The sequence below is a fragment of the Alkalithermobacter thermoalcaliphilus JW-YL-7 = DSM 7308 genome (assembly GCA_001584565.1).
Lineage (GTDB): Bacteria > Bacillota > Clostridia > Peptostreptococcales > Peptostreptococcaceae > Alkalithermobacter > Alkalithermobacter thermoalcaliphilus.
The window spans coordinates 38,387-61,807 of the sequence record LSFY01000003.1 but is presented as its reverse complement, the minus strand read 5'-3'; the positions used below and the strand labels follow the sequence as shown (position 1 = coordinate 61,807).

Annotated in this window: 18 protein-coding genes, 1 tRNA gene and 3 rRNA genes; all 22 read right to left on the bottom strand. The window is 35.7% G+C overall.

The genetic code is table 11. The features are described from left to right. Positions 1 to 558 precede the first annotated feature (558 nt). Positions 559 to 675: ribosomal RNA gene (rrf, locus tag JWYL7_RS10050) — 5S ribosomal RNA — on the bottom strand. 35 nt (positions 676 to 710) lie between these two features. Continuing rightward, positions 711 to 3,628 (bottom strand): 23S ribosomal RNA (locus JWYL7_RS10045). 55 nt (positions 3,629 to 3,683) lie between these two features. Further along, positions 3,684 to 3,759: transfer RNA gene (locus tag JWYL7_RS10040), tRNA-Ala, on the bottom strand. Between the two features lie 51 nt (positions 3,760 to 3,810). Beyond that, positions 3,811 to 5,426 (bottom strand): 16S ribosomal RNA (locus JWYL7_RS10035). Together the 16S, 23S and 5S rRNA genes with 1 tRNA gene alongside form the textbook arrangement of a ribosomal RNA operon. A gap of 179 nt (positions 5,427 to 5,605) precedes the next feature. Further along, the gene (locus JWYL7_RS10620; protein ID WP_161937513.1) at positions 5,606 to 5,773 is read right to left on the bottom strand and encodes a hypothetical protein; all 168 of its coding nucleotides are present in this window, start codon (positions 5,771 to 5,773) and stop codon (positions 5,606 to 5,608) included. A 177-nt stretch (positions 5,774 to 5,950) separates the two neighbouring features. Beyond that, positions 5,951 to 7,432, bottom strand: coding sequence for a lysine--tRNA ligase (gene lysS, locus JWYL7_RS10030; protein WP_066072653.1), 1,482 nt, complete (start codon positions 7,430 to 7,432; stop codon positions 5,951 to 5,953). Beyond that, complete coding sequence (gene greA, locus JWYL7_RS10025) at positions 7,429 to 7,926, bottom strand: transcription elongation factor GreA (RefSeq protein ID WP_149683770.1); 498 nt, start codon at positions 7,924 to 7,926, stop codon at positions 7,429 to 7,431. Before greA ends, lysS begins: the two co-directional genes overlap by 4 nt. Positions 7,927 to 7,985: 59 nt before the next feature. Continuing rightward, complete coding sequence (gene dusB, locus JWYL7_RS10020; RefSeq protein ID WP_066072644.1) at positions 7,986 to 8,963, bottom strand: tRNA dihydrouridine synthase DusB; 978 nt, start codon at positions 8,961 to 8,963, stop codon at positions 7,986 to 7,988. A gap of 45 nt (positions 8,964 to 9,008) precedes the next feature. Continuing rightward, positions 9,009 to 9,779, bottom strand: a complete 771-nt coding sequence (locus tag JWYL7_RS10015; protein WP_066072641.1) for a type III pantothenate kinase — start codon at positions 9,777 to 9,779, stop codon at positions 9,009 to 9,011. Positions 9,780 to 9,795: 16 nt separating this feature from the next. After that, the gene (locus JWYL7_RS10010) at positions 9,796 to 10,374 is read right to left on the bottom strand and encodes an ECF transporter S component (protein ID WP_066072638.1); all 579 of its coding nucleotides are present in this window, start codon (positions 10,372 to 10,374) and stop codon (positions 9,796 to 9,798) included. A gap of 146 nt (positions 10,375 to 10,520) precedes the next feature. Continuing rightward, positions 10,521 to 11,486: a P1 family peptidase gene (locus tag JWYL7_RS10005; protein WP_066072636.1), complete on the bottom strand. Its 966-nt coding sequence runs from the start codon at positions 11,484 to 11,486 to the stop codon at positions 10,521 to 10,523. Continuing rightward, on the bottom strand, positions 11,479 to 12,453 hold the full coding sequence (locus JWYL7_RS10000; RefSeq protein ID WP_066072631.1) for a biotin--[acetyl-CoA-carboxylase] ligase: 975 nt from the start codon (positions 12,451 to 12,453) through the stop codon (positions 11,479 to 11,481). The genes JWYL7_RS10005 and JWYL7_RS10000 overlap by 8 nt, the downstream gene beginning before the upstream one ends. 57 nt (positions 12,454 to 12,510) lie before the next feature. Continuing rightward, entirely contained in the window at positions 12,511 to 13,722 is a 1,212-nt protein-coding gene (locus tag JWYL7_RS09995; RefSeq protein WP_066072628.1) for a sodium ion-translocating decarboxylase subunit beta, read from the bottom strand. A gap of 27 nt (positions 13,723 to 13,749) precedes the next feature. Beyond that, complete coding sequence (locus JWYL7_RS09990; protein WP_331721927.1) at positions 13,750 to 14,136, bottom strand: biotin/lipoyl-containing protein; 387 nt, start codon at positions 14,134 to 14,136, stop codon at positions 13,750 to 13,752. Positions 14,137 to 14,153: 17 nt separating this feature from the next. Beyond that, on the bottom strand, positions 14,154 to 14,552 hold the full coding sequence (locus tag JWYL7_RS09985; RefSeq protein ID WP_066072626.1) for an OadG family protein: 399 nt from the start codon (positions 14,550 to 14,552) through the stop codon (positions 14,154 to 14,156). 20 nt (positions 14,553 to 14,572) lie between these two features. Then, a complete protein-coding gene (gene mmdA, locus JWYL7_RS09980; protein WP_066072623.1) occupies positions 14,573 to 16,117 on the bottom strand; it encodes a methylmalonyl-CoA decarboxylase subunit alpha in 1,545 nt (514 codons plus the stop codon). A gap of 11 nt (positions 16,118 to 16,128) precedes the next feature. Beyond that, positions 16,129 to 16,533: a methylmalonyl-CoA epimerase gene (gene mce / locus JWYL7_RS09975; RefSeq protein ID WP_066072620.1), complete on the bottom strand. Its 405-nt coding sequence runs from the start codon at positions 16,531 to 16,533 to the stop codon at positions 16,129 to 16,131. Between the two features lie 3 nt (positions 16,534 to 16,536). Then, positions 16,537 to 17,475 (bottom strand): methylmalonyl Co-A mutase-associated GTPase MeaB, encoded by a 939-nt coding sequence (gene meaB, locus JWYL7_RS09970; RefSeq protein WP_066072618.1) that lies wholly within the window; start codon positions 17,473 to 17,475, stop codon positions 16,537 to 16,539. 42 nt (positions 17,476 to 17,517) lie between these two features. Next, entirely contained in the window at positions 17,518 to 17,919 is a 402-nt protein-coding gene (locus JWYL7_RS09965) for a cobalamin B12-binding domain-containing protein (RefSeq protein WP_066072615.1), read from the bottom strand. 30 nt (positions 17,920 to 17,949) lie between these two features. Continuing rightward, positions 17,950 to 19,626, bottom strand: coding sequence for an acyl-CoA mutase large subunit family protein (locus tag JWYL7_RS09960; RefSeq protein WP_066072612.1), 1,677 nt, complete (start codon positions 19,624 to 19,626; stop codon positions 17,950 to 17,952). Between the two features lie 260 nt (positions 19,627 to 19,886). Further along, positions 19,887 to 21,743 carry an ATP-dependent zinc metalloprotease FtsH gene (gene ftsH, locus JWYL7_RS09955; protein WP_066072609.1) on the bottom strand — a complete coding sequence of 619 codons (1,857 nt, stop codon included), beginning with the start codon at positions 21,741 to 21,743 and terminating at the stop codon, positions 19,887 to 19,889. A 75-nt stretch (positions 21,744 to 21,818) separates the two neighbouring features. Then, complete coding sequence (tilS, locus tag JWYL7_RS09950; protein WP_066072606.1) at positions 21,819 to 23,213, bottom strand: tRNA lysidine(34) synthetase TilS; 1,395 nt, start codon at positions 23,211 to 23,213, stop codon at positions 21,819 to 21,821. Between the last annotated feature and the right edge of the window lie 208 nt (positions 23,214 to 23,421).

The following is a 23,421-nucleotide window of genomic DNA, read 5'->3' as shown; positions in this document are numbered from 1 at the left end:
TTTTTCACCTGAAGATAATATTTGTTGTTTTTTTCAGAATCCCTAAAGTATAATGTATAATCTCCTATTTCATATAATAAAGTGTACCCTGTAAAATCTGACTCATTATCGTCCCACTCTTTAAGTGGTTTTCCTAATTTTGATATGATAGAATCATAATCTGCTTCAAGATTTATTCCAAGAACTTGTGTACCATCATTGAAAAATATACTACTTACCTGTTCATTTGATATAAATATTATTTTCTATTCCATCTTTTAAGGTATCTTCTATCAAATTCAAAAATCCCTTAACTTTATATATATTTGATAATTCAATATAAGGCTTATCAAATCCAGGCTCTTCATTTATTATTTCTTTGTATATTTTAATAGCCTCATCATATTTTCCTTTTTCAGTTAAACTCCTTGCTTTTTCTATTTTGCTTTCAATACTGCTACACCCTTTTTCATATTTACCTCCTATTTTTTATATATGTATATGTATTATAAAAAAAGTCTGCATCCTTATTTTAAGATAAAGATGCAGACTTTTCCACTAATATTTTCTAAAAAAAATATGTGGCTACGTCCTACTCTCCCAGGAGGCTTCCCTCCAAGTACCATCGGCGCAAAGGAGCTTAACTTCTGTGTTCGGAATGGGAACAGGTGTATCCTCCTTGCTATAGTAACCACATAATATATTAGCACTTTCAAAACTGCATAGCATTTTTGGTCAAGTCCTCGACCTATTAGTACTCATAAGCTAAACACATTGCTGCGCTTACACCTTGAGCCTATCAACCAAGTAGTCTTCTTGGGGTCTTACCTTAAAAAGTGGGAAATCTTATCTTGAGGGTGGCTTCGCACTTAGATGCTTTCAGCGCTTATCCAGTCCATACATAGCTACCCAGCTGTGCCACTGGCGTGACAACTGGTGCACCAGAGGTATGTCCATCCCGGTCCTCTCGTACTAAGGACAGCTCCTCTCAAATTTCCTACGCCTGCGACGGATAGGGACCGAACTGTCTCACGACGTTCTGAACCCAGCTCGCGTACCACTTTAATGGGCGAACAGCCCAACCCTTGGGACCTACTACAGCCCCAGGATGTGATGAGCCGACATCGAGGTGCCAAACCTCCCCGTCGATGTGGACTCTTGGGGGAGATCAGCCTGTTATCCCCAGGGTAGCTTTTATCCGTTGAGCGATGGCCCTTCCACTCGGTACCACCGGATCACTAAGCCCGACTTTCGTCCTTGCTCGACCTGTATGTCTTGCAATCAAGCTCCCTTTTGCCTTTACACTCTATGCACGATTTCCGACCGTGCTGAGGGAACCTTTGGGCGCCTCCGTTACTTTTTAGGAGGCGACCGCCCCAGTCAAACTGCCCACCTGACAGTGTCCCAAGACCGGATTCACGGCCTGTGGTTAGAATCCCAATACTACAAGGGTGGTATCCCAAGGATGGCTCCACCGAAACTGGCGTCCCGGCTTCTTGGCCTCCCACCTATCCTGTACATGTAGTATCAAGATCCAATGTCAAGCTACAGTAAAGCTCCATGGGGTCTTTCCGTCCTGTCGCAGGTATCCAGCATCTTCACTGGAATTACAATTTCACCGAGTCCCTTGTTGAGACAGTGCCCAAATCGTTACGCCTTTCGTGCGGGTCGGAACTTACCCGACAAGGAATTTCGCTACCTTAGGACCGTTATAGTTACGGCCGCCGTTTACTGGGGCTTAAGTTCAGTGCTTCGCAAAAGCTAACACATCCCCTTAACCTTCCAGCACCGGGCAGGCGTCAGCCCCTATACATCATCTTTCGATTTAGCAGAGACCTGTGTTTTTGGTAAACAGTCGCTTGGGCCTATTCTCTGCGGCCTCCTCGGGCATACACCCTAACGAGGCACCCCTTCTCCCGAAGTTACGGGGTCATTTTGCCGAGTTCCTTAACAAGGGTTCCCTCGCTGGCCTTAGGATTCTCTCCTCACCTACCTGTGTCGGTTTGCGGTACGGGCACCTCTTACCTCGGTAGAGACTTTTCTTGGCAGCATGAAATCAGCTACTTCGCTACTTAAATTCGCTCCCCATCACACCTTAGGATATGTTAAGACGGATTTGCCTATCTTAACTCCCTTGATGCTTGGACCTACGCGACCAGCGGTAGGATAGCCTATCCTTCTGCGTCATCCCATCCCTCAAACGGTAATTGGTGGTACAGGAATCTCAACCTGTTGTCCATCGCCTACGCCAATTGGCCTCGGCTTAGGTCCCGACTAACCCTGAGCGGACGAACCTTCCTCAGGAAACCTTAGGTTTTCGGCCCGTGGGATTCTCACCCACGTCTCGCTACTCATGCCAACATTCTCTCTTCTCTAAAGTCCACTAATCCTTACGGTTTAGCTTCAGCCCTTAGAGAATGCTCCCCTACCCATCCTTACGGATGCCGTAGCTTCGGTGATGAGTTTTAGCCCCGGTAATTTTCGGCGCAGGATCACTCGACCAGTGAGCTATTACGCACTCTTTAAATGAATGGCTGCTTCTAAGCCAACATCCTGGTTGTCTGTGCAATCCCACATCCTTTTCCACTTAACTCATACTTAGGGACCTTAGCTGACGGTCTGGGCTGTTTCCCTCTTGACTATGAATCTTATCACCCATAGTCTGACTCCCGAGCAAAAGAATAAGGCATTCGGAGTTTGATAGTCTTCGGTAACCCAAAGGGCCCCTAGGACAGTCAGTGCTCTACCTCCTTTTCTCTAAGCTCGAGGCTAGCCCTAAAGCTATTTCGGGGAGAACCAGCTATCTCCAAGCTCGATTGGAATTTCACCGCTACCCACAGCTCATCCCCGCACTTTTCAACGTGCGTGGGTTCGGACCTCCACGAAATTTTACTTTCGCTTCATCCTGTCCATGGGTAGGTCGCCTGGTTTCGGGTCTACGGCAAGTAACTAAAACGCCCATTTAAGACTCGCTTTCGCTGCGGCTCCAGACCTTAAGTCCTTAACCTTGCTACTTACCGTAACTCGTTGGCCCGTTCTACAAAAAGTACGCGGTCACACTAAAAATGTGCTTCCACAGCTTGTAGGCACAGGGTTTCAGGTTCTATTTCACTCCCCTCCCGGGGTTCTTTTCACCTTTCCCTCACGGTACTATGCGCTATCGGTCACCAAGTAGTATTTAGCCTTGGGGGGTGGTCCCCCCTGCTTCCCACAGGGTTTCACGTGTCCCGTGGTACTCTGGAGTATGCTCAAAAGGTTTCGTGTTTAATCTACAGGACTGTTACCTTCTGTGGTGGGCCTTTCCAAACCTCTTCGACTACACTACTAACTTTCTAAAGAGCATATCCGCAACCCCTACAAAGCGAAGCTTTATAGGTTTGGGCTAATCCCCTTTCGCTCGCCGCTACTTAGGGAATCGAATTTTCTTTCTCTTCCTCAGGGTACTTAGATGTTTCAGTTCCCCTGGTTCCCCTCCTTAGACTATGTATTCATCTAAGGATACCTAGACATTACTCTAGGTGGGTTTCCCCATTCGGAAATCTCCGGATCAAAGGTTGCTTGCACCTCCCCGAAGCTTATCGCAGCTTACCACGTCCTTCATCGGCTCTTGGTGCCAAGGCATCCGCCCTGCGCCCTTAATAACTTGACCAGCTATAATGCTATGCAATTTTCAAAGTGCTAAAGCACTTTAACTAAGTGCTAATTGGTGGAGATGAGGAGGATCGAACTCCTGACCCCCTGCGTGCAAGGCAGGTGCTCTCCCAGCTGAGCTACATCCCCACGTTTTCAGCAATGAACGCTGAAAACTAAACAGCAGGTAAAACTCCTTAGAAAGGAGGTGATCCAGCCGCACCTTCCGATACGGCTACCTTGTTACGACTTCACCCCAGTCATCGATTTCACCTTCGGCAGCCCCCTCCTTGCGGTTAGGTAGCTGACTTCGGGTGCCCCCGACTCCCATGGTGTGACGGGCGGTGTGTACAAGACCCGGGAACGTATTCACCGCGGCATTCTGATCCGCGATTACTAGCAACTCCAGCTTCATGCAGGCGAGTTTCAGCCTGCAATCCGAACTGAGACCAGCTTTAAGGGATTAGCTCAGCCTCACGACCTTGCAGCCCTCTGTACTGGCCATTGTAGCACGTGTGTAGCCCTAGGCATAAGGGGCATGATGATTTGACGTCATCCCCACCTTCCTCCGAGTTATCCTCGGCAGTCCCTTTAGAGTGCCCAACTTAATGCTGGCAACTAAAAGTAAGGGTTGCGCTCGTTGCGGGACTTAACCCAACATCTCACGACACGAGCTGACGACAACCATGCACCACCTGTCACCTCAGTCCCCGAAGGGAAGGCTCCGATTAAGGAGCTGCCTAAGGGATGTCAAGCCTAGGTAAGGTTCTTCGCGTTGCTTCGAATTAAACCACATGCTCCGCTGCTTGTGCGGGTCCCCGTCAATTCCTTTGAGTTTCACTCTTGCGAGCGTACTCCCCAGGCGGAGTGCTTAATGCGTTAACTACGGCACCGAGAGGGGTAACTCCCGACACCTAGCACTCATCGTTTACAGCGTGGACTACCAGGGTATCTAATCCTGTTTGCTCCCCACGCTTTCGTGCCTCAGCGTCAGTTGCAGTCCAGAGAGCCGCCTTCGCAACTGGTGTTCCTCCCAATATCTACGCATTTCACCGCTACACTGGGAATTCCACTCTCCTCTCCTGCACTCAAGCCCAACAGTTTCAAAGGCTTACTACGGTTGAGCCGTAGCCTTTCACCTCTGACTTGAAGGGCCGCCTACGCACCCTTTACGCCCAGTAATTCCGGATAACGCTAGCCCCCTACGTATTACCGCGGCTGCTGGCACGTAGTTAGCCGGGGCTTCCTCCTTGAGTACCGTCAGAATTCTTCCTCAAGGACAGAACTTTACGACCCGAAGGCCTTCATCGTTCACGCGGCGTTGCTGCATCAGGCTTTCGCCCATTGTGCAATATTCCCCACTGCTGCCTCCCGTAGGAGTCTGGACCGTGTCTCAGTTCCAGTGTGGCCGATCACCCTCTCAGGTCGGCTACCCATCGTCGCCTTGGTAGGCCGTTACCCCACCAACTAGCTAATGGGACGCGGGCCCATCCTGTACCGCAAAAGCTTTGATCAAAAGAAGATGCCTTCCTTTGATATCATCTTGTATTAGCACACCTTTCGGTGTGTTATCCAAGTGTACAGGGCAGGTTACCCACGCGTTACTCACCCGTCCGCCGCTGAGGCAATACTTAACATTCAATACTCATCATGTGTTATGCTTTATTTTGCGTAAAGCTCGCTATCGCGTGCTTGACGCGGCTAGCTGATAATCTTTTCAGATAAATACTCAATGTTAAGCATTGCCTCCGCTCGACTTGCATGTGTTAGGCACGCCGCCAGCGTTCATCCTGAGCCAGGATCAAACTCTCAAATATAACTTTTATATTTAGTAACTGGCTTAATTACCTGCTGTTTAATTTTCAAAGTTCATTTAAGACTATGTTGTCTATTGTATATCATTTATCTGTTTCTGTCAACAAGTTTTTTCTCATCTCATCGACAAGTAATAATATATCATGTTAATCAATCTATGTCAACAACTTTTTTAAAAAAATTATTTTGCAATTTTTTGGTATGTATATTGCTCTTGATAGCTTGGTCTTGTAACTTTTTTCTTAACTTTAGTTTTATTCATATCTGCGATTGCGCTCATGTATAGGTACATCATAACTTGTCCTATAAGAGCAAGTATAGAAATAAAACATATCCAATTTAATATCATTCCAATTATCCCCCTATGTGCCTTAATGTAGCTACAAACTTAATTATAGATTTATTTGACAAAAAGTCAACTATCTTTAGTCTATATTAATCTAATTCTTTTTTGTATTCTACTTTGTACCTATTTTTCCTCTTTTTTGTATCAAAAAAGACCTAGAGATATCTCTAGGTCTTTTTGTTATTCTTCAACTATAGGTTTCATAGTAGGGAAAAGTATTACATCTCTTATAGATGGTGAGTCTGTTAAAAGCATCATAACTCTATCAACACCTATTCCAAGTCCACCCGTAGGAGGAAGACCTACTTCTAGTGCATTTAGGAAATCTTCATCAAGCATTTGAGCTTCTTCATCTCCTAGCTCTCTTTGTCTTAATTGCTCCATAAATCTTTCTCTTTGATCTATTGGATCGTTAAGCTCTGAGAAAGCATTAGCTATTTCCCAAGTATTTACAAACGCTTCAAATCTATTAGTTATAGTAGGGTCATCTGGGTTACGCTTAGCTAAAGGTGATACTTCTACTGGATGATGTGTTATAAATGTTGGTTGAACAAGGTGCTTTTCAGCATATTCTTCAAATAAAGCATTTATAACATGTCCTCTTTTCATACCTGGAGTTATTTCTATATTTTTTTGTTTTGCTACTTCTAGTGCTTCTTCATCAGTTTTTATGGTATCAAAATCTACTCCTGCATATTTTTTAACTGCTTCTTGCATGCTCATTCTATTCCAAGGTGGAGTAAGATCTATTTCTTTTCCTTGATAATTTATTTTCGTTGTTCCTAAAGCTTTTTGTGCCATATAAGCTACTATATTTTCTGTAATTTTCATCATCTCTTCGTAATCTGCATAAGCTTGATAAAGTTCTATAGCTGTATACTCTGGATTATGCTTTATAGACATACCTTCGTTTCTAAACATTCTTCCCATTTCATAAACTTTATCAAAACCACCTACTATTAGTCTTTTAAGGTATAGTTCATTAGCTATTCTTAGATACATATCTATATCTAAAGTATTATGATGAGTTATAAATGGTCTTGCAGAAGCACCACCTGCTATTGTATTTAATATAGGAGTATCTACTTCTATAAAACCTCTTTCATCTAAGTATTCTCTAATCGCTTTTATTGCTTTATTTCTTATTAAAAATGTATTTTTAACTTGAGGATTTACTATAAGATCAACATATCTTTGTCTGTATCTTAAATCTGGATCTTTTAAACCATGCCATTTTTCTGGTAGGATTTGAAGAGATTTACAAAGTAAAGTAACTTGATTTGCCTTTACTGATATTTCTCCTTTTTGAGTTTTAAATACCTCTCCTTTTATTCCTACTATATCTCCTATGTCATATGTAACAAATAATTCATATTCTTGTTCATCTAATCTATCTTTTCTTACATATGACTGGATTCTTCCTTCTTGGTCTTGAATATCTATAAATCCAGCCTTACCTTGAATTCTTTTACTCATTATACGACCAGCTATAGAAACTTGTTGTCCTTGTAGCTGATCAAAATTTTCTTTTATATCTGTGCTATAATGAGATACATCGTATTTTTCTATTTTGAACGGGTCTTTTCCCATCTGTTGTAACTTAGATAATTTCTCTCTTCTTATCTTTAGCATTTCATTTAAATTTTGTTCTTCTTTTATCATTTTCTCCCTCCAGTTTGTCTTTTTATATCTAGTATTTCAAATTTTATAGTTCCATCTGGAACTTGCACTTCAACTATTTCACCTACTTTTCTATTAAGAAGAGCTTTTCCTACAGGTGATTCATTTGAAATTTTGAATTCATAAGGATCTGCCTCTGCAGCACCAACCATTGTATATTCTACCTCTTCATCATAATCTAAATCTTTAACTTTTACTGTTGATCCTATAGTAACTACACTTGAGTCTATGTTTTCTTCATCTATTATTACAGCATTTCTAAGCATATTCTCAAGTTTTAATATTCTTTCTTCAAGCTGTGCTTGTTCATTTTTAGCTTCATCGTACTCAGAGTTTTCTGATATATCTCCAAAAGATATAGCAACCTTTATTCTTTCTGCAACTTCTTTTCTTCTAACACTCTTTAAAAATTCAAGTTCATTTTCTATTTTTTTATATCCTTCTTCAGTCAATAATACCTGCTTTTTATTTTCCATTCCCATCACTCCTCAATATAAAAAACTTTTTATAATTTTATTCGCTATATTATAAGTTACTATTTATCATCTGTCAAGGATTGGTTTAGATATGAGTAAAGTTTTTCTAACACTTTATCGTATTCTGTTATCCTATTTATTTCATCTCTAAGCTTAGCTGATCCTTTAAGTCCTTTTAAGTACCAACCTATATGTTTTCTCATTTCTCTTATTCCTACATATTCTCCTTTTTCTTTTATATCCATTTGAAGATGCTTTATAGCTGTTTGAATCACTTCTTCTGCTGAAGGCTTTTTCAGTAGCTCATTAGTTTTTAAATAGTGTGAAACTCTTTTAAATATCCACGGATTACCTTGTGCTCCTCTTCCTATCATAACTGCATCACAATTTGTTTGATTTATCATATCTAGTGCATCTTCTGCTTCAAATATATCTCCATTTCCTATAACAGGTATACTAACTGATTGTTTTACCTTTCTTATTATATCCCAGTCAGCTTTTCCTGAATAAAACTGCTCTCTAGTTCTACCATGTACAGCTATAGCACTTACTCCACAACTTTCTGCTATCTTTGCAATTTCAACAGCATTTACACTGTTTTCATCCCAACCTTTTCTTATTTTTACAGTTACAGGTTTTTGTGAGTTTTTAACAACTTCTTTTAATATTTTTTCTACTAAATCAGGTCTTTTCATAAGTGCTGATCCGTCTCCATTTTTAACTACTTTAGGAGCTGGACAACCCATATTTATATCTAATATTTCATTGTCATATTCATTTAATATATACGCAGCCTTTGCCATAAATTCCACTTCTGATCCAAATATTTGTATAGCTATAGGATGCTCTCTTTTGTCTATTTTAATCATAGATTTTGTTTTTTCATCTCCATAACAAAGAGCCTTTGCATTTATCATTTCTGTATATAAAAGTCCACATCCCATTTCTTTACACAAAAGTCTAAATGAAAGATCTGTAACTCCCGCCATAGGGGCTAAAAACACATTATTTTCTATTAAAACATTTCCTATTTTCATATTTTCACCTTCTTTCAAGAAAAAAGCCAGGCATCTGCCTTGGCTTTATTCTCTGTTCATTTCATATATAAGTCTTAATCCTTCTAATGTCAAGTACTTGTCTACATGATCTATTGTTTTGCTTTCTGTATATATAAGGCTAGCAAGTCCTCCTGTTGCTATAACTTTGACATTACTGCTTTTTAGCTCTTTTTTCATAAGTTCAACTATATTATCTACAAGACCTGCATACCCATATATTATTCCAGCTTGCATAGCTGAAACTGTGTTTTTGCATATTACCATATCTGGTTTTACAAGTTCTACTCTAGGAAGCTTAGATGCTTTCTGAAACAGTGCTTCACTTGAAATTTTTATACCCGGAGCTATTGTTCCTCCAAGGTATTCTCCTTTTTTAGATATTGCGCAAAATGTTGTGGCAGTTCCAAAATCTACAACTATTATAGGGCCTTTATATTTATCATATGCAGCAACAGCATTTACTATTCTATCTGCTCCTACTTGTTTTGGATTATCATATTTTATATTTATACCTGTCTTTATTCCAGGGCCTACTACAATAGGTTCTTTTTTGCAGTATTTTAATGAAAAGTTTTCTAAAGAATGCATTACATTAGGAACTACTGAAGATATTATTACATCTTCCACTAGATTTAAGTCTAATCCTTCATATATAAATAACTGTTTTATAAGCATCCCATATTCATCAGATGTTTTATCTTTGTCTGTACTTATTCTCCAGTCTTTTATAAGTTTTTTGTCTTTATACACACCTACTACAATATTTGTATTTCCAACATCAAATACTAATAACATTCTTTAACCTTCTTTCTTATCTTTTGGTCAATTTAAGTCCTTTCACTACACCTGTAACAATTAATGCTGAAACTATCATCTCAGGTATTCCGTTGGTTACTCCTATTCCAAATATAACTTTTCCAGCACTTGATGGGTCTAATCCTAGCTTTTCCACAAATTTTGTTCCATATAGTATATATATCATTGAAAGTACTCCAACCGTATTAGTAAGAGTACCTAATATTGCCGATATAGCAACAGATAATGTTTCATTTTTTATGATTTTTTTTGCTGTAGTATAAACATAATAAGCTACAAGTCCTATAAGTATTCTTGGAACTATAGAAACTAAAGGATTCCAAAATACAAACGATACAGGAGTAGGTGTTGTTATACTTCTTATTAAACTAAATATTCCAAATATTAAACCTACCAACATTCCTGCTATAGGACCTTCTAATATACCCCCTATTATTACCGGTATGTGCATTATAGTTGCATTAACAGTCCCAACCGGTATAAATCCTAGTGGAGTCATTCCTAATACTACAGATATTGCTCCCAACATTCCTATGATTGTAATTTTTCTTACTTGTAAATTTTCCTTAAACATAAATACACCTCCGCTCCAGCTCCTTGTCAGGATGCCGGTCCTTTGTTTTTATATTTTTTAAGAATTTGTCAGGCTCATTTTGATGCCTGCCACAACGATTTTATTTTAACAGTAATATTAGTAACTTTCAACTAAATTTTATCGAGTTATACATTTTTGAATATATCCTTATAGGAAGGTATTCCTTTTACACTTTCACTATTTTTAACAGCATTTATTATACTCTTTTGAACAGCTTCTGCTGCCATTGTTCCTAACAAACTAATATCACACTCTATTTTTCCAGTAGCTATTGTAAATATTGTATCTCCATCATACATTGTGTGTATAGGAAGTATAGCTTTTGCATATCCATTATGTGCCATTTGTGATACTTTTGTAGCCTCAGCTTTGTTTATTTTTGCATTAGTTGCAACAATTCCTATTGTTGTATTGTTTATGCTAAACCCATTTAGTTTTTCTTTTTTCTTCATCTGTTCATAGGTATTTATAAAATTTTTTTTATCAAAATCTAAAGCTCCTGCTATTATTTTTCCATCTTCATATATATCTCCAAATGGATTTGCTGCAACTAAGGCTGCTACTACAAGACCATTTTCTAACTTTATAGAATAGCTTCCTATTCCTGTTTTAGTAGCGTATTCAGTTCCATTTATTTTCCCACAAGTAGCTCCACAACCTGCTCCATAATTACCTTGATTTAAAATTTGATCAGATGCTTGTTTGCACGCTTTATATCCCATATCAAAATCTGGTCTTATTTTATAATTTCCTACATGAAGGTCAAACAAAACAGCACTTGCTACAATAGGAACTTTAGTTACTCCAACATCAAATCCTATATTGTTTTCTTCTAAATATTTCATAACACCACTAGATGCATCAAGTCCAAATGCAGATCCTCCTGATAAAACTACTGCATGAACTTTATCTACTAGATTTATAGGATTTAAAAGATCTGTCTCTCTAGTACCAGGAGCAGACCCCCTTATATCAACACCACAAACAGCTCCTTTTTCACAAATTACTACTGTACATCCTGTTAATGCCTCTTTATCTTCAACTTGTCCTACTTTTATACCTTCTACATCTAAAATATTTCCTTTATACATATTCACTTTCTCCCCTTATAGAAACTTCTCCTGATATTAATTCTTTAATAGATCCATCTTCATACTGAACTATTAAATTGCCCTCTTTGTTTATATCTATACATTTTGCTCTTTTTCTGTCATTGAATTGAATAACATATATATCTTTTCCAATAAGTGCTGAATACTCTTTGCACATATTTGCTATAATCTGTTTATTTTTTGTATTTATATAATCTAAATAAAGATTTTCAAACTCATCAAGTACAAGAGTTATTATATCTAGTCTATTTAAATTGTATCCTTCCTTTAGTATAGATGTTGCAATATTTTTTATATCTTCACTAAAATCTAAAGTTTTAACATTTATTCCTATTCCTAATACTATATAGTCTATTCTATCTATTTCTATACTCATCTCAGTTAATATACCACAAACCTTTTTATTATTTATGAGTATATCGTTAGGCCATTTTATTTTTGCATCTACATTAAGCTTATTTAGCGCCTTTACAACACTAAGTCCCGCTATTTGAGTTATTATAGGAGCATCATTTGGAAGAATATCAGGCTTTAATATTATGCTCATATATATTCCATCTTTCTTAGATGAGTGCCAAAACCTACCCATCCTTCCTTTTCCTTTTGTTTGTTCTTCTGATATAACAATTGTACCCTCACTACTTTTTTTGGCTATCTTTTTTGCGTAGTCATTTGTTGAGTCTATAGTTTCAAAATATATAATTTCTTTTCCTATGATATTAGTTTTGAGTTTACTTTTTATTATTTCACTTTCCATCACATCTGGGTAGTCTATTAGTTTATATCCTTTTTTAGTTACTGATTCTATAGCATACCCTTCATCTTTTATTGCCTTAATATGTTTCCAAACTGCACTTCTTGATATATTTAGTTTTTCAGATATATATTCTCCTGATATGAATTCTCCTTTATTTTCTAAAAGGATTTTAAGCGTTTTTTCTTTCATCAAGACACCTCTTTTCAAGATTGTAAAACTACAAAAAAGACGGCACAGCCGTCTTTTTTATCCAAACAGAGCTAATAATACCCCTGCAGCTACTGCTGAACCTATTACTCCTGCTACGTTAGGTCCCATGGCATGCATTAGTAAGAAATTTGAAGGATTAGCTTCTTGTCCTACTTTATTTACAACTCTAGCTGCCATAGGTACTGCAGAAACTCCCGCAGCTCCCATTAAAGGATTCATAGGTTCTTTTAAGAATTTGTTTAGTATTTTTGCAATTATTACTCCCGATCCTGTTCCCACTCCAAATGCAACCATACCAAGTACTATTATCTGAAGAGTTTCTGGTACTAAGAAATATTCTGCTTTAGCAGTTGCTCCAACCGATACCCCTAAGAATATAGTTACTATGTTTATAAGCTCATTTGTAGCTGTCTTAGATAATCTATCTGTTACCCCGCATTCTTTAAATAAGTTTCCAAGCATTAGCATTCCTACAAGCGTTGCTGCTGAAGGTAAAAGTAATGATACAAGAATTGTAACCAATATAGGAAATACTATCTTTTCCTTTTTAGAAACTGTTCTAAGTTGTCTCATTACTATTTGTCTTTCTTTTTCTGTTGTAAGAGCTTTCATTATAGGAGGCTGAATTATAGGAACAAGTGCCATATAAGAATATGCTGCTACAGCTATAGGCCCAAGAAGCTCTGGCTTTAATTTAGTTGTTAAGAATATAGCTGTAGGTCCATCAGCTCCACCTATTATTCCTATAGATGATGCAGCTTGAGCATCAAATCCTAAAAGTATAGCTCCTAGGAATGTGAAAAATATACCAAATTGTGCAGCTGCACCAAGTAATAAGCTCTTTGGATTTGCTATAAGTGGACCAAAGTCAGTCATAGCTCCTACCCCTAAGAATATAAGAGGCGGGAATATTCCTAGCTTATTTCCTTGATATAAATAGTGTATAAGCCCTCCTGGAATATTTGTTATATGTCTTACATTAAATAGACCTTCTTGTGCATTAATGGCTGCTTCTTGTGTTTGTATAGCTTGAAATTGAATAGCAGTTTCTGGATATTCCATAACTCCTGACAAAGGTAAATTTGTAAGGAGCATCCCAAATGCTATAGGAACTAAAAGTAACGGTTCAAATCCTTTACCTATTGCTAAATAAAGAAGTATACACGAAACTATTATCATAACTATTTGCTGCCAAGTTATAACAGCAAATCCTGTTCCTTGTAAAAATTCAACTACAATTTGTCCCATGGGTGCATCACCTTTCCTTTATTTTGTTTAGTTTAAAGATACTAATACGTCCCCTGCATTTACAGATGCACCTTTTGTAACATTTACAGAAGCTACTACTCCATCTTGAGGAGCCATTATTTCATTTTCCATTTTCATTGCTTCAAGTATTACTAAAACTTGCCCTTTAGTAACTTTATCTCCTTGTTTTACCCTAACATCATTTATAGTTCCTGGCATTGGAGCTGTTACTGTAGCTGCTCCTTGAGGTACTGCTTTAGGTGCTTGCTCAACTTTTTTAGGAGCTGAAGGTGCTTTAGTTAAAGTTGGCTCTTTATATTCAGCCTTTTGAGTAGATACTGATCCGTCCTTTATTTCTTCAACCTCAACATTATAAGTAACTCCATTTACTGTAACATTAAACTTTCTAATCATACTTATATCCTCCCAAATCAATATATTTTTTTCATTTGCTCTACTCTTCCAGCTTTTGACCACGCTGGATCTATTGAATTAGTTCTTATTATATTTCTAACTACTATATTGCTTGTAGATGTATTTAGTGATGCTGCAATTGCACTAGTTATTACAGCTATTAACTCTTCTTCGTTTGTATCTTCTTCTTCATAAACTTCTTCTTTTAAAGACACACTTTCAACTTCTTGCTTTGACTTTTGTCTTTCAATTAATACTCTGTTCATAAGGCTAACACAAAACATTATAAGTATTAATACTACAAATACTATAACCATCGCAAGGAAAGTTGCTGTTAATCCTCCTACTAATCTTTCCACTGCAGTCAAAGAAGATATATCTGTACTCATTTTGTCTATCAAAATCGATAAATCCATTTATTTTCACCGCCTTAAGCTTATAAAGGTATATTCCCATGTTTTCTGGCTGGTTTACTATCTCTCTTAGATTGAAGCATATCAATTGCATCACAAAGTCTCATTCTTGTATGAGCAGGCTCTATAACATCATCAACAAATCCTCTTTCTGCAGCCTTATAAGGAGTTGCAAATTCTTTTTTGTATTCTTCTATTTTCTTATCTCTCATCTCTTGAGGATTTTCTGCTTCTTTTATTTCATTTCTAAATATTATGTTAGCAGCTCCTTCTGGACCCATTACTGCAATCTCCGCAGTAGGCCATGCATATACCATATCTGCTCCTAAATCTTTAGAACACATAGCTAGATAAGCTCCACCATAAGCTTTTCTAGTTATTACAGTTATCTTAGGAACTGTAGCCTCGCTGTAAGCATAAAGCATTTTAGCTCCATGTCTTATTATTCCGCCGTATTCTTGAGAAGTTCCTGGTAAGAATCCTGGAACGTCTACAAAGTTTACTATTGGTATATTAAATGCATCACAAGTTCTTATAAATCTAGAAGCCTTATCAGATGCATTTATATCTAAACATCCAGCCATAAACATAGGTTGGTTAGCTATTATTCCTACAGATTGTCCATTTATTCTAGCAAAACCAGTTATAATATTTTTAGCAAAGTGAGGATGAACTTCAAAGAAATCTGAATCATCTACTACATATTCTATTACTTTTTTCATATCGTAAGGTTTATTTGATCCTTCAGGAATTATTTCATTTAGGTCATCTATTATCTTATTTATATCTTGACTTTCATACATAGGAGGTTTTTCCATATTGTTAGATGGTAAAAAGCTTAAAAGTCTTCTTATATCTTTTATACATTCTTCATCATTAGCTGATATAAATTGAGCAACTCCTGATACGCTGTTATGAGTCATTGCTCCACCAAGCTCTTCAGCTGAAACTTCTTCTCCTGTTACAGTCTTTATAACTTGTGGTCCAGTTATAAACATTTGGCTAGTTTTATCTACCATAAATATAAAGTCTGTAAGTGCTGGAGAATAAACTGCTCCACCTGCACAAGGACCCATTATAGCTGAAATTTGAGGTATAACTCCTGATGCTAAAGTGTTTTTATAAAATATTCTTCCATATCCTGATAAAGCATCTACAGCTTCTTGAATTCTTGCTCCTCCAGAATCATTAAGTCCAACTATTGGAGCACCCATTGTTAAAGCTAAATCCATAACTTTTTCTATTTTTTTAGCGTGCATTTCTCCTAAAGATCCACCTACAACAGTAAAATCTTGAGCAAACGCATAAACTAATCTTCCGTCTACTTTACCATATCCAGTAACTACACCTTCAGCTGGAGCTTCTACTTTTTCCATTCCAAAATTTGTACATCTGTGCTTTACGAATGCATCTATTTCAACAAAAGTGTTTTCATCAAATAAAAGGTTTAGTCTTTCTCTTGCTGTAAGTTTTCCAGCACTATGCTGCTTTTCTATTCTTTTTTGACCTCCACCAAGCTCTATAGTTTTTCTTTTTTCTCTTAGCTGTTCTAATTTTTCTAAAGACATTTTGCTACCTCCTATTTTCTTTCGCTCAGTTCTAGAAGAATACCATTTGTGCTCTTTGGATGACAAAATGCTATTTTTGCATTTCCAGCTCCGTATCTTGGTTGTTCATCTATCATTTTTATTCCTTTTTCTTTCATTTCTTCTATAGCTTCTTGTATGTTATCAACTCTTAAAGCTATATGTTGTATTCCTTCTCCTTTTTTTTCTATGAATTTTGCTATTGGCCCATCTTCTGATGTAGATTCTAAAAGTTCTATTTCAGTATCTCCAACTGGTAAAAATGCTACCTTTACCTTTTGCTCTTCGACTACTTCTATCCCTTCACATTTTATTCCTAGAACCTTTTCATAAAATTTTAAGGCTTCATCTAAATTTTTAACAGCAATTCCGATATGATCTACTTTTTTTATATTCATTTTCTACATCTCCTTTACAATTTTTTGTATTATTTGTTCACTTATAGTATATGGGTCAATTTCTTTTGTCATAGTCTTTTTGATAAGATCTTCTATATGATCAGTTTCCTGTATATATCTAATTTTTCTTTGTATTTGTCTATAAACAATTTCATTTATTTCTATTTTGTTTCTTTCAAGCCTTTTGTTGTATAAATTTTTACTTTCTTCAAGATATTTTCTGTGTTTTTTTATGTTTTCTAAAAGCTCATCTATACCTTTATTTTCAGAAGCTACAGCCATACTAACAGGTGGCCTAAAATCCCAATCCTTTTTAAAATCTAAAGCCATTTGTATTTCAAGATAAGTTTTCTTTGCTCCATCTTTATCCGATTTATTAATAACAAATACGTCTGCAATTTCCATAACTCCAGCCTTTATTGCTTGTATATCATCTCCAAGGCCTGGAACCATAGTCATTACTGTTGTATCAGCACTTTTTACTATATCTACTTCTGACTGACCAACCCCAACAGTTTCAACTATTATATAGTCACAACCAAAAGCATCAAGTACTTTAATTGCACCTTGAGTAGCTTTTGATAGTCCACCTAAGTGTCCTCTTGTTCCCATAGATCTTATAAATACATTTTTATCAAGCATTATATCAGACATTCTTATTCTGTCCCCAAGTATTGCTCCTTTTGTAAAAGGACTAGTTGGATCTATTGCTATTATTCCAACTTTTTTATCTTCTTTCCTTAGTGCTTTAACAAGCTGGTTTGTAAGTGTTGATTTTCCTGCTCCAGGTGGTCCTGTTATTCCTATAATGTAAGCGTTTTGTGTATATTTATAAATATCTTTTAGTAAACTTAAGTATCCTTCTTCTTCGTTTTCTATTAAAGATATGGCTCTTGCACAGGCTCTTTTGTTTCCTTCAAGTAAGCTTTTTATAATTTCCATGCTTATCCCGCCTTAAATTCCCTTGCCCAAAAGGGCAAGGTATTATTTTCTTTTTACATTAGCCTTTATAAACTCTATAGTAGTTGATGTTGGAGTTCCTGGTGTAAATATTTCCGCTATACCTTTTTCTTTTAAGAAAGGTATATCATCATCTGGAATAACCCCTCCACCTATTACTAACATATCGTCTAAAACTCCTTCTTCTCTTAAAAGGTCAACAACCTTTGGAAGTAAAGTATTATGTGCTCCTGATAGTATACTCATTGCTACAACATCTACATCTTCTTGTACTGCTGCTGCTACTATTTGCTCTGGAGTTTGTCTAAGTCCTGTATAAATTACCTCCATTCCAGCATCTCTTAATGCTCTTGCAATTACTTTAGCTCCTCTATCATGCCCATCAAGTCCTGGCTTTGCAACTAATACTCTTATAGGTCTATCCATTTTATTTCCTCCTCAAATTAGATAGGTTTTTTATAATTGAACTGATTGTTTATACTCTCCGAATACTTCTCTCATAACTCCACAAATTTCTCCAAGTGTAGCGTATGATTTTACAGCGTCTAATATATATGGCATTAAGTTCTCATCTGAAGAACATGCTTTTTTCAGTCTTTCAAGATTTTGTTTTACAAGATCGTTATCTCTTTCTTGTCTTAACTTAGCAAGTTTTTGTTTTTGAAGCTCTCCAACTGCTGGGTCAACTTTTAATAATCCTTTTGGAGGTTGCTCTTCTATTTGGAATTTATTTACTCCAACTATTATTCTCTTATTTTCTTCTATCTCTTTTTGATATTTATAAGCTGAATCCATTATTTCTTGTTGAATATATCCCATATCTATAGCTTTTGCAGCTCCGCCCATTTCATCAATTTTTCTTATATATTCCATAGCTTTTTCTTCTATTTCTTTAGTCTTAGCTTCTATATAGTACGATCCTGCTAGTGGATCTACAGTATCTGCTACTCCACTTTCGTAAGCTACTATTTGCTGTGTTCTAAGAGCTATTCTAACTGATTCTTCTGTAGGAAGAGCTAATGCTTCGTCTTTTGAGTTAGTATGAAGTGATTGAGTTCCTCCAAGTACAGCTGCAAGTGTTTGTATAGCAACACGAACTATATTGTTGTCAGGTTGTTGAGCTGTTAGTGTAGATCCTCCAGTTTGAGTATGGAATTTAAGTGCCATAGATTTAGGATCTTTAGCATTAAATCTTTCTTTCATTATTCTAGCCCAAAGTCTTCTTGCAGCTCTAAATTTAGCTACTTCTTCTAAAAGATCATTGTGTGCATTAAAGAAGAATGATAATCTAGGAGCAAATACATCAACATCTAATCCTGCTTTTATAGCAGCTTCAACATAAGCTATACCATCAGCTAATGTAAATCCTACTTCTTGAGCTGCTGTTGATCCTGCCTCTCTTATGTGATATCCTGAAATACTTATAGTGTTCCATTGAGGAACTTTTTTTGAACAATATTCAAATATATCTGTTATAAGTCTCATTGAAGGCTCTGTTGGGAATATGTAAGTTCCACGAGCTATATACTCTTTTAATATGTCATTTTGTATAGTACCTCTTAATTTATCTGGAGTTACTCCTTGCTTTTCAGCAACTGCTATATACATAGCTAAAAGTACTGCTGCTGGAGCATTTATAGTCATAGATGTTGAAACTTTGTCTAAAGGAATTCCATCAAATAAAATTTCCATATCGGCAAGAGAGTCTATAGCAACTCCAACTTTTCCTACTTCTCCTTCTGATAGCGGATGATCTGAGTCATATCCTATTTGAGTTGGAAGGTCAAAAGCAACTGAAAGTCCCATAGAACCTTGCTCTATTAGATATTTATAACGTTTATTAGATTCTTCAGCTGTTGCAAATCCAGCATACATTCTCATAGTCCAAAGTCTTCCCCTATACATATTTGGTTGAACACCTCTTGTATAAGGGTAACTTCCTGGCATTCCTAGATCAGTCATATAGTCAAAGTCTTCAATGTCTACTGGTGTATAAACAGTCTTTACAACTTCACCAGAACCACTTTCAAATACTTCTTTTCTTTCTGGTCTTTTCTCTAATGTCTTTTGAAGTTTCTCGCTGTACTTGTCTAAACTTTCTTTGACTTGGCTTAGCTTTTCCTTTTCAAACATGAAAATTTTCCTCCTAACAAAGTATTATGTTAATTTTGTTTTATGAAATTTTAATTTCAAAAGCAATGTTTGTTGAAATTTAAGTTGCATATAATTTTTCTACATTCATAGCCTAAATCCTTCTTTTTTAAAGCTTATAATTTTATATATGTATTAATGTATTGCAACTTACGACATTATTATATCATTTATTCCAGATTTTTTCTAGAAAACGTTTTTCTTTTATCAAAAAGAAAAAAAGGCTGAAAAATTTCAGCCTTTTAATTGTTGTCTTCACTTGAATTATTCTCTTCATCTAAAGGCAACTGTCCATTAAATGCCTTTTCAAATTGATCTGTATCTAAAGTTTCATATTTTAAAAGCGCTTTTGCTACTAGGTGAAGTTTATCTATATTTTCTTTTAAAAGTTTCGTAGCCATTTCATAAGCTTCATCTACTATTCTTCTTATTTCTTTATCTATTTCTGAAGCTACTTCTTCTGAGTAGTTTCTCTTTGTTGTTAAATCTCTTCCTAAGAAAACTTCATCAGATGAATCTCCAAAAGTCATAGGTCCAAGTTTTTCACTCATACCATACTTTGTAACCATAGCTCTTGCTATTTGAGATACTCTTTCAAGGTCATTTTGAGCTCCTGTAGATATATCTTCAAGCACAAGTTCTTCTGCTATTCTTCCTCCTAAAAGAATTATTAAATTTTCTTTCATTTGAGTTTTTGTAGCATAGTACTTATCTTCCTTAGGAAGTTGCATAGTAAATCCGCCAGCTCTTCCTCTTGGAATTATTGTTACTTGGTGAACAGGATCTGCAGTAGGTAATAGCTTAGCTGCTACTGCATGGCCCGCCTCATGGTATGCAGTTAATTTTCTTTCTTTTTCACTTATAACTCTAGACTTTTTAGCAGGTCCTGCTATAACTTTAGTTATAGCTTCTTCAATAGTTTCCATTTGAATTTTTGTTTGTCTTTTTCTTGCTGTAAGTATAGCTGCTTCGTTCATAAGGTTTTCTATATCTGCAGGTGTAAATCCTGGCGTTCTTCTTGCTAATACTTTTAAATCTACATCATCTGCTAAAGGCTTAGTTTTTGAATGAACTCTAAGAATTTGCTCTCTTCCCTTTACATCTGGAGGTCCTACTGTAATTTCTCTATCAAATCTTCCCGGACGTAAAAGAGCTGGGTCTAATATATCTGGTCTGTTAGTTGCAGCCATTATTATAATCCCTTCATTTATTCCAAATCCATCCATTTCTACAAGTAATTGGTTTAAGGTTTGTTCTCTTTCGTCATGTCCTCCACCAAGTCCTGCTCCTCTTTTTCTACCAACAGCATCTATTTCGTCTATGAATATTATACAAGGCGCATTCTTTTTTGCCTGTTCAAATAAATCTCTTACCCTAGATGCTCCAACTCCTACAAACATTTCAACAAAGTCTGAACCACTTATGCTAAAAAACGGAACTCCTGCCTCTCCAGCTACAGCTTTTGAAAGATATGTCTTTCCTGTTCCTGGAGGTCCTACCATAAGTATTCCCTTTGGTATCCTAGCTCCAAGTTCTATATATTTCTTAGGATTTTTAAGAAAATCTACAACTTCTTGAAGTTCCTCTTTTTCTTCATTTAATCCTGCAACATCATCAAATGTAACTTTATGCTTTTCATCTGGTTTATGCATTTTTGCTCTAGACTTACCAAAATTCATAACTCTACTTCCTCCACCCTGTGACTGTTGCATAAACACAAACCAAAATACTATAAATATAAGTATCATAAATATAGATGGAAGAATTTCAAAGAACCAAGGTGTTTTTGGTTCTGGCTGTCCACTTAAAACTAATTTTCCTTGAGAAACTTGCTGTAGTAAAATATCTGAAAGATTATCTTTACTTACAGGGTAAGGAAGATAAGATCTAAACCTTTGACCTGTACTTTTAATTTTTCCTTCTATTATCTCATTAGTAAAGCTAATCTCACTTACATCTTCTTTTTCTATTTTTTGATAAACTTGCGAAAAGTCCAGCTGTATAACCTCTTGAGCAGGCTTCCCATAAAATTGAACTATAGATACTATTATTATAAATATAAGTAAGTAAAAACTTGCTCCCCTAAAAAATTTCTTCAAAAAGAGTCCTCCTCTCCTAGCTGAATATATTTTCTTATTGTAACATAATTGTTGTTAAAGTACAACACAGATAAGTTACACATTTTCAATACTTACCCTTAGTACTTTCTTTGTCGTTTTATCGATCTTATAATCCTCACTCATCCTATATCCAACAAGCCAAATGATCCCTTTTTCATCACATAAAATAGGAATTTTTCCTCTTTCATCTTTTGGAATTTTTAAGTCAATGAATAAATCTTTTAGCTTCTTACTCCCCCCTAACCCAAGTAATTTTATTTTGTCTCCATCTTTTCTATTTCTAATTTCAAGTTGCCCTGAAATCTTGTCAAAATCAAAATACTTTGTGTATTTATCTTCTTTGTTTAATTCAACTTCATGTTTGTCTAGCATTTTAGTTTCAACTATCATATTTAACTCTTTTATTTTTATAAACCCACTTTTAGGTACTTTATATGAATAGTTTATCTGTTCATGTTTTATTTCTTTATCTGTAAATATAATTTCTTCATCTTTTTTATAGACTATAAGTCCTTTTGGTAGGTTTATCTTTAAGTCCGTTTTTTGGTTTTGAATAAGCTCTAGTACATCTTCTATATGTTTTTGCTCTATTCCTTTTATATTTCCTATTACAAAATTTATGCACTTTCTTATAATTCTATTTTTAATAGCTTTATGAACACCGTTAAAAGTGTTTACATTAATTTTTATTGTTTGACTATCTTCCTTTTTGCATATATCATTAAATACTTTTTCAGATTCTTTATCTAAAAAGTCGCTGTCATCTTTTAATAGGGTTACCATTCTTGATATTGATTCATTTAAGTTTGGATTAAAGTTTTCCTCTATATAAGGAATTAATCTTAATCTAATTTTATTTCTTGTGTATACATCTTCTAAATTTGACTGATCTATCCTAGGATTTAAATTGTTTTCGCTGCAGTATTTTTCTATTTCATCTCTTTTTATATCAAGTAAGGGTCTTATTATAACATCATCTCTTTTGTGCTGTATACCCTTTAGTCCATCTAATCCTGTTCCCCTTATAACTCTCATTAGTATAGTTTCTATTTGATCATTTAAGTTGTGTGCTACTGCTATTTTATTTGCACCAACCTTTTGTTTTATTTCAAAGAACATATTATATCTTAAAATTCTTGCACCTTCTTCTATCGAATAACCATTCTCTTTGCAATATTTTGGAACATCTATCGCTCTTATAAAGCAATGTATGTTCATATCATCACATAATTTTGCACAATAAATTGCATCTTTTTGAGCTTCTATACCTCTTATTTTATGATTTAAATGAGCTGCATATATCTTTAGATCGTATTCTCTTTTTAACTCATTTAATATATGTAAAAGACAAACAGAATCAGGACCTCCTGAAAGTCCTACTACTACGCTGTCTTTATAATCTAATAGATTATATCTTTCTATAGTTTTTCTTATTTTATCTATTATCATACTAGTTCCCTCTTGTAACTTAAATTTTAATTCTATTTAAAATTCGATTTAACAACCTTCTTTCCTTCTAAAATATAAAAATATATTTAATGTGCTATATTTATAATACCATTTTTTAATATAAAATAACAAAGGCTTTCTTTAAAAGATTTAAAAAGAAGCCTTTGTTGAAACACATTACGGAAATTATAACTTTCTCACAATTTAT